This is a genomic window from Virgibacillus sp. MSJ-26 (genome assembly GCF_018918075.1).
Classification (GTDB): Bacteria; Bacillota; Bacilli; order Bacillales; family Amphibacillaceae; genus MSJ-26.
The window spans coordinates 1-8,572 of the sequence record NZ_JAHLPW010000034.1 but is presented as its reverse complement, the minus strand read 5'-3'; the positions used below and the strand labels follow the sequence as shown (position 1 = coordinate 8,572).

General features: G+C 38.2%; 6 protein-coding genes and 1 pseudogene. All 7 read right to left on the bottom strand.

Annotated elements, in window-relative coordinates; all coding sequences use genetic code 11:
• A partial coding sequence (locus tag KQI49_RS18150) for a helix-turn-helix domain-containing protein (RefSeq protein WP_216488455.1) occupies positions 1-99 on the bottom strand: 99 nt, incomplete at its 3' end.
• A 182-nt stretch (positions 100-281) separates the two neighbouring features.
• On the bottom strand, positions 282-1,109 hold the full coding sequence (locus KQI49_RS18145) for an MIP/aquaporin family protein (RefSeq protein WP_216490983.1): 828 nt from the start codon (positions 1,107-1,109) through the stop codon (positions 282-284).
• Positions 1,110-1,424: 315 nt separating this feature from the next.
• Positions 1,425-1,766: a hypothetical protein gene (locus KQI49_RS18140; protein ID WP_216490982.1), complete on the bottom strand. Its 342-nt coding sequence runs from the start codon at positions 1,764-1,766 to the stop codon at positions 1,425-1,427.
• 94 nt (positions 1,767-1,860) lie between these two features.
• Positions 1,861-4,611 (bottom strand): phosphoenolpyruvate carboxylase, encoded by a 2,751-nt coding sequence (gene ppc / locus KQI49_RS18135; RefSeq protein WP_216490981.1) that lies wholly within the window; start codon positions 4,609-4,611, stop codon positions 1,861-1,863.
• Between the two features lie 330 nt (positions 4,612-4,941).
• On the bottom strand, positions 4,942-5,817 hold the full coding sequence (locus KQI49_RS18130; RefSeq protein ID WP_216490980.1) for a YitT family protein: 876 nt from the start codon (positions 5,815-5,817) through the stop codon (positions 4,942-4,944).
• Between the two features lie 560 nt (positions 5,818-6,377).
• Complete coding sequence (locus tag KQI49_RS18125; protein WP_216490979.1) at positions 6,378-8,072, bottom strand: methyl-accepting chemotaxis protein; 1,695 nt, start codon at positions 8,070-8,072, stop codon at positions 6,378-6,380.
• Positions 8,073-8,299: 227 nt separating this feature from the next.
• A pseudogene (locus KQI49_RS18120) lies at positions 8,300-8,572 on the bottom strand (tagatose-bisphosphate aldolase); the annotation flags it as partial.

Below are 8,572 nucleotides of genomic sequence, written 5' to 3'. Positions count from 1 at the left end.
ATTGAAAACAAAGCGGCTGCATCCAATTGTTTTCTTGATCAATTCTGTTTGTTTTTTAGTTGGATAGATACGAAAACAATAGGCTTTATGGATGAACATGGATACTCACCTTTTCCGCACGGGAATGTATGTTCTATTATATCATACCGTAACGGTTTATACAACGTTTACAAGTAATAGTTTGGTACTTAAAAATAATGGCTCTTGAACTTGTTGTTCCTTGATCTATTGATAAAATATATGATTCCTTCATAACACTACACCTCTCAATTTTTTTATATTTACCTATGCTTCTTCTTTGTTTTTGCCAGATTCAATTCTCGCACTAAAGCAATAATCATCAATGTGCCCACCAAGATGCTTAACAACCAAAAGGATACGGTATAATTATTGTTAAATACACCATTATAAAACACTGCGCCATAAGTTCCTCCGATAAATGGCCCTAATACAGGTACCCAGCTGTACGCCCAGTCTGAGCCGCCTTTTCCTGGTATAGGAAGTAACGCATGGGCAATACGTGGTCCGAGATCGCGCGCTGGATTAATGGCATAGCCTGTTGCTCCACCAAGTGACGTACCAATAACGACAATAAGCAAGCCGACCACTAAGGGATTTAGACCTTCCGAAAATGTATTGGCACCAATAAATAAGAGACCAATTAAAAGGAAAAATGTGCCGATTATTTCACTCACTAAATTCGCTACATAACTTCTGACCCTGACAGATTCTCCCGGTGCCGTGGCAAATACCCCCAGCTTTTTCCCTTCATCCTTTGTTTCCTTCCAGTGTGGTAAATAATTAAAGAAGACGATAGCTGCTCCTAACACAGCACCAATCATCTGTGCGGTAATATATGATGGTACTTTACTCCAAGGGAATTCACCAATCGCGGCAAACCCTAATGTTACGGCAGGATTTATATGTGCTTCTGACACTGTTCCAGAGACATAAACACCCATCGTCACGCCAAGTCCCCATCCAAGTGTTATGACAATCCATCCTGCACCTTCAGCCTTTGACCATTTTAACAATACACCACCAACGACACCAACACCTAGAGTGATGAGTACCATTGTTCCTAAAAGCTCTCCCATAAACTCAGTCAAGTTAACCACCTCTTTCTCTTTAATATTCAACGTAAACACCATTAATATGTTATTAAACAAAAAAAGAGATCTACCTTTTCGCAACATACAATTAATCTGTATGCTGTCGCGAAAATGTAGATCTCCTATCCGTACATTTTTAACATATTAACTTATGGTTTAAATTACACCGTTATGTAAACGGTGTCAACTGTTAGTTTTTGTCAGTTTTGTGACAAGATTGAGTTTATTTTATTGTTTTTCAGGAGAGCTTTGCTGTTAAATGGATAACTATCCATATCGTTTAAATTAAAAAGCCACATAGAATTTTCTACACTAAAATAAATCAAAAAAGCTTTCTTTCCCCACGTGTGAAACATATTCTCTCACAAGCTCCTCTAAGTTGGTTGAACTATCTAAATTCATCCAATCATCAATACTGCCTAAATAACTAAATCTATCCACGCCAAAAAGACGTTCTTCAGAATCTAACAATTCAAAGCGCATGTCTGTTTTGTAGTCTTTATTCTTCTTCAAAAATTCATGGTCTAAGAATAGAGACAGTTCTCGTGGCAGGTCTTCAAGGGGATTTTCGGCGGTATAAATATAAATAAATTCCTCTCTTACATCCGGTTTAAAATCCTGAATAGGGCAGTGTTGCTTCACTGCCTTTTTCAATCAGACTAATTTCTTTATCTGTAAAAAGTTGGAGAAGGAAGCTTTCTTTTATTTCCAACCTTCCTCCCCTAATATTAACGCCATAATTTCAGAATCAACCTGTATTCACTAACCCCGCAGCAACTCCATTAATTGTAAGTAACACCTCAGTCACCAATTCGTCTAACGGTTGTTCGGCTTCTCTTAATTGATGAATCAAGTCGACTTGCAGAAAGTTGAGCGGATCGACATACGGGTTACGTAAATGAACGGATTCCTTTATATTTGGCGAGTGACTGAGCAATTCGTCATTACCGGAAATTAAGAGTAATGCTGCTTTTGTCCGCTCATACTCATCCAAAATATCGTTATAGATTCGGTTAGCCAACTCTTGGTTTTCGACTAAATCTAAATATTCTCTAGCTGTTTTCATATCGGCTTTCATTAAAGCCATTTGCAAATTATTGATTGTGGAATGGAAAAATGACCATTCGTTATACATTGTTTGTAAAATTTCCAGATGGGAATCATCTGTTTCAATGTATGACTGTAATCCAGTGCCAGCCGCATACCAGGCGGGTAACATATGGCGCGACTGTGTCCAAGCGAATACCCAAGGAATCGCACGCAAATCTTCAAATTTTTGACTGTTTTTCCGGCTCATTGGTCGGGATCCTATATTCAAATCACCTATTTCGGTTAACGGTGTGGCCTGATGGAAATAGGTAAGAAAATCTGGATCACCGAATATAAGTGATTGATATTTTTCCAGTGAATTTTTCGAAATGGTTTCCATAGCCGCTTCCCATTCTTTTTCCCGATATTCTATTTCGTCAGGAGCCGCTGATACACGAGCACAAGCTTCAAACAAGGCTGAGGCCGCCTGTTCCAAATTTCGATAAGCGATATCTTCAATCAAATACCTAGATGAAAGCACCTCTCCTTGTTCAGTGATTTTCACACCGTCTCCTAGTGTTTCTACAGGTTGAGACAGGATACTTGTGTTCAATGAGCCGCCTCCACGACCAAGCGAGCCGCCACGTCCATGGAAAAATTTCAAACGAATGTCATAGCTTCTTGCCATATTATGAATTTCTTCTTGTGCTTTAAAAAGTTTCCAATTGGCACTTATTGTTCCACCGTCTTTACTTCCGTCCGAATAACCTAGCATAATTTCTTGATGATACCCCCGTGCTTGTAGTTGTTTTCGGTAGACGTCCGTTTCAAACAGCATTTGCATAATTTTCGGACCTGCAACTAGGTCATCAATAGTTTCTAAGAGCGGAGCCACGTCAATATCGCTTTCTACACTTCCGTTTGGATAAAGTCGATACAGACCAGTTTCTTTAGCTAGAACGAGAACTTCTAATAGATCACTCGGTGCTTCAGTCATACTAATTAAATAAACTTCAATGGCACGTTTTCCGAATTCCGCATGTGCCTTTTTAATCATTCTAAAAACGCTCAACATATCGAGTGTCGCTTTAGAATAACTACCATCAAAAAGGAGAAGTGGTCTTGGATCATTTAGTACGTCAAGTAAAACTTCTTGTTTTTCTTCCTCTTTAAGACTTGAATAATCTGTCGTCACATCAACAGCTTTTAAAATTTCTGCGATAGCTGCTTCATGTTCTCCACTGTGATTTCGAATATCAAGTGTTGCTAAGTGAAAGCCAAACATTTGTACTTGGCGGATTACCTTGCGAATTGTTTTTAACTTTTTAGGTATTGGTAAATGGGATTCAGCATTTATTCTGATGGCCTTGAGATCAGCAACCAACTCATCCGACGTTTGATAACCCTCAGGTGATTTTCCTGTTGCACGTAAACGTTTTAGGATAACTGCAAATCTTCGACGGTAAATTTCTGAGGTGCCGAACCATTTTTCTTTAGTGTTTAAGTATTTCTTCTCTTCTTCTATTGTTCGATCAATAAAAGATTGATCAATCGATATACGCTCCGTCGATTGACTAAAGCGCCTCATTAAATCAACAATCGCCGCATCGTACTTCTTTAAAATTAATTCGCGCTGCATGTTCAGCGTTGTCCAAGTGATATCTGTCGTCACATTTGGATTACCATCACGATCGCCGCCTATCCAAGAACCAAAACGAATGAAATTCGGAACTTCCCAATCGCCTTCTGAAATCTGATCCCTAAGTTGCAAATCCAATTCTTGAAAAATATCCGGTAGCGTCTCAAACAACGTCTGATCAAAGTAGTAAAGACCATTCTTCACTTCATCTAACACCTTAGGTTTTCTGTGCCTAAGTTCATCTGTATGCCATAAAGCAGTTACTTCATTAAATAAACTTTCCTCGACCACTGCTTTTTCCTTTTCAGTTACCAATTGATTGTCTAATTTACGTAAATTATCAGAAATTCGCTTTTGTATTTCAAGCACAGTACGCTTCGTTGCTTCTGTTGGATGGGCAGTCATAATCAGTTCAATTGATAATTCATTAAGTACATCTTGAATATTTCTTGGAGAAAGGGCATACTCTTTCACTTTGGTGACTGCTCTTTCAAGAGTAAAAGGCTGACTAATCCCTTCTTCTAATAAATACTGTCGTCTTCGCCTTATGCGATGATTTTGTTCCGCAATGTTGATTAAATGAAAGTAAACAGAAAAAGCGCGGATCACCTGCTGACGCATGGGTGGTTTTAATGTGCTTATTTTTTCTTTTAATTGATGATACGTCTTAGAATTGTGATTTTGGCGGAGCTGCTTAGTCATTTCTCGAATTTCTTCAACTTGATTAAATAATTCTTCTCCTCCGTGCAGCATCAAAATTTCGCCTAATATCGTTCCTAACTTATTTACATCTTGTCGTAATGAAGCATTTTTATCTGTCACTTCTTCCATGCTGTTTCCCCCTTGAGCTTGATTTTATCAATATACCTTTCCTATAATCTGGATTAACATAAATTTTCCATTGAATAAACAATATAATTCTCTTTTAGTTTGTTAAGATTGTAACACAAATAACCACTTTTCTTCATGGTATATGCGTTTTAAAAATATTGTATTGAGATTAAAATAGATTTTCAAAAACCTTATCGTTCATTAATTAACGTTTAATTTTTTAATTAATGGGAAAACCTATTATAAGTACCCCTTATGATATAGAAAAAAAGGCAAGACAGTAAACTCTACTGTGTTGCCTTTTTTAATGGGTAGACATATTTAAGTGACCTAATGGACATCACGTTTTTTGAAATTACCACCCTTTACCTCTGCCACATCGTAAACTGCTACAAAAGCGTATGTATCAACTTCAGAAATAATCTCTTTCATTTTACTGTCCTCAAGACGATTGATGATACAGGTAATTTCTTTAAACTCCTCATTAGAATAGCCACCTTCAACTAAGTTATATGTTGCACTTCGACCGAGACGATCACGAATGGTTTCGACCATTACTTCAGGTTTTGTCGTCAAAATTTTATACGTTTTCGAACCGCTCAAGCCTTCTTCAACCGTGAAGATCACTTTCGAGGCAATATAATAAGCGATTCCTGATAAAAATGCGCCTTTTAGGCCAAAAACAGTAGATACAACGGCAAATACAAATAAATTTAAAAATAAGATCAAGTCACTCGTGCCAAACGGTAATTTCCGTGCTAATAACACCGCCAGCATGTCAATACCATCAAGCGCTCCTCCATTACGAAGCGTGACCCCCATACCAAACCCGATGATAATTCCACCAAAAACAGTGACCAAAAGCGTATCCCCTTGAATAATAGTCGGAACATGTCGCATAAAGCTCGTTCCAAAAGCCAGTGACGCAATCCCTAATATAGAATACATTGCAAAAGATTGGCCGACTTGTTTATACCCTAGGAAAATAAATGGAATATTTAAAATAGCAATTAAAAATCCGAGCGGAATTCCAGTCAGCTGGGATCCGACAATACTAAGTCCTGTCACACCACCATCAGAAACATTGTTTGGAATTAAAATAGCCTCAAGTCCGTATGCCGTAATGAACGCACCGATAATAACTGCTGCGCCTCGTAATATTTTTCTCATTTTACTCGTTTGGCGATGTTGTGCTCGTTCGGTCATAAGTTTACCCCTTTTCAATCGAAGACAGTTTAAAAGTAAGTTCTCTCTTTATAGTTACCAACACCTGAGAAAATAACACCCATAGGTTGTCATTCAGAGATATTTTTTAATATAAGGCGCAGATGTGTCTAATGACATAAGTCTTAACATATTTTCCCTTCTTAAAGAGGATTAAACCGGAGATGATTGTTAAAACAGAAATCCGCACATATTTTCTATATTTGCAATGTAATGGTAAGTAGTGGGGAAACCAAAATAGTTTAAAGTATAATCAAGTACGTTCATTATGGCCCTGTGCGGCGCCCCGCCTCCCTAGTGAGGTCACTGAAAATATCCTCCAAATTGCTCCTGCACCATATTCGAGGGAGTGCGCCTGTAAATCCCCAAAAAGTCTGCTGGAGATTATGCCATAACGTTGAAGCAATTTTCTCAGTGGTCTTGAACGAGCGGAGGGATCGACCGAGTGATACTCCCCCGCTGCCCAGGTGAAAAACTTAATATAATATCAGCACATTTTGTTTAAACTTCATATTATGCACCAGTCACAGTTTTAATTTCATCTATAATTTAAATCTCAAGACCAACTGATTCAGCTCTTCAGCTAATTGAGAAAGAGTTCTTGAACTTTCAGCCACTTCTTCCATAGATGCTGTTGTTTGCTCGGCTGATGCTGACGTTTGTTCAACACCTGCAGCCGATTCTTCGGAAATTGCGGCAATTCCTTCGATAGAACTATTCATAGTTTGACTACTTAAAGCAATATTTCCTATACTTTCGGATACCAATACAATATTATTTGCCATCTCATCAATAGCTGTATGGATTGTGTTGAACTTCTCCCCTGTCGCTTCGATTTGCTTTGTTCCTTGCTCAACTTCCTGATAACCCGTCTCTAACGTGTCTGCCACGACAGTCGTTTCTTTTTGAATATTAGTGATAATTTCTGTGATACCTGATACAGAGTTGGATACCTGTTCAGCAAGATTTTTCACTTCATTTGCAACGACTGCAAAACCTTTCCCGTGTTCGCCTGCTCTTGCCGCTTCAATTGCTGCGTTTAAGGCCAATAAATTCGTTTGATCAGAAATGTCTTGGATCACAGCAATTAATTCTGAAATCTCCTGAGCATGCTTGTCCAATCCTTTCACTTTTCGGACAGAGTCTTGGACAATATGATCAATTTTATCCATTTGTTCTTTTGATGAATCCATTAATTTACTGCCTGCCACTGTCATAGTAATTACTTCAGACGAAGATTCCTCAACTTTCCCACCATTTACATGGGCCTGGTCAATTTCGCCCGCAAAGGTCGTCATCGTACTTGATAAATCACTTGCATCAGAAGCCTGACGTTCAGATCCTTCTGCTAACTCTTGCATGGTTGATGCGACTTGTGATGCGCCTTCTTTTACTTCATCAGCTGATTGGGTCATTTCCTCACTTTGACTTGACACAGTCTTAGACACTTCAGCAACTTGAGTTAATAAATCACGCATCGTTTCATTCATATCGTTCGTCGCTGTTACAAGTTGTCCGATTTCATCCCTTGACGTTACGGCAAGTGGGTCATGTGTCAAATCACCATTTGTAATAGCCTTCATTCGATTCATTAATAATTTAACTGGTCTAGAAATTGTATGCGAGGTGAGAACAGCAGCCACAACGCCAATAATTAATACTGAAAGAGTTATTGCAATACCGACGACGAGAGATGCTTCACCACTAGAAATCATGTCATTGGCACTTTGATTAATAACCTCTTCTCGGCCTGAGGTCAATTCATCTAAATCGACTGCTAAATCTTTCGCTGTCGACGCAACGTTGGCTAAATTCTCATTCGCTAGGTCTTCCTTCCCGCTATCGTAGACATCAAAAACTTCAGCCGTTACATATTCTTCCCATTCTTTAAGACGAGCTAGAATATCCGTGAGTTCTTCAGAGGAACCTAAGTCAGTAATTTTTTGCTCATACTCTTCCATTTGCTCAGATTCATCAAAAAATAAATCTTTATAACTTTGATCCCCATCAGCTGCGTATCCACGTACAGATCCTACTCTATTTGACATCGAAGAAGCTAACTTTTGATTAGCAATTAGCAACTCTAAATCCTTATTTACCATGTCTTTTGTGTCCTTATTAACATTAGAGACTGTCCAATAATTAAAAATCCCAAATATAACCGTCAGTATAATAACAAGTGAAAAGCCAAACAATACCTTACTTCTGATGCTTCTAAAATTCAAAAGACCTTTCATGCCGATCTCCTCCTCTTGTTGTGTGTTATGTAGTAAACTTACTCATCTAAGTTCAGTCAAATAAACTAGGTCTAAAGTATCCCCTTCAATTAATATCGGCATTTAAAGATAATTTTTAAAGAGAGATATTATAATACTTTATTGAAAAATTCATTTAAAAAACACGTAGCTTTCTTATCAAAAGAATGCTACGTGCTTTTAATTATTATAAATTTTATTTACGTCTGTTATTTCCAAGGTGAAGCTGTTTCTTGAACGGCTTCACGAACATTTTCCAAATTGCCGACGCCTGTCGTCTCTAGCCAATTGACATAAGCCTCTTGACCTTCTTCAGCAAACGGTCGCACACCATCTTTCCAAATGGCCCGTCCACACAGACACCCATTAAACTTAGACCCTGCCTCTTTAGCGAAGTGAAGCGTATCGATAAATTGCTCGTTCGTCACACCACCACTTAAATAAATAAATGGCAAACGACTTTTTTCTGAACATTGACGATA

Coding starts and splice junctions, on each gene's coding strand:
- ppc (WP_216490981.1), bottom strand. CDS start 4,611: ATGGAAGAAGTGACAGATAAAAATGCTTCATTACGACAAGATGTAAAT.
- KQI49_RS18130 (WP_216490980.1), bottom strand. CDS start 5,817: ATGACCGAACGAGCACAACATCGCCAAACGAGTAAAATGAGAAAAATA.
- KQI49_RS18125 (WP_216490979.1), bottom strand. CDS start 8,072: ATGAAAGGTCTTTTGAATTTTAGAAGCATCAGAAGTAAGGTATTGTTT.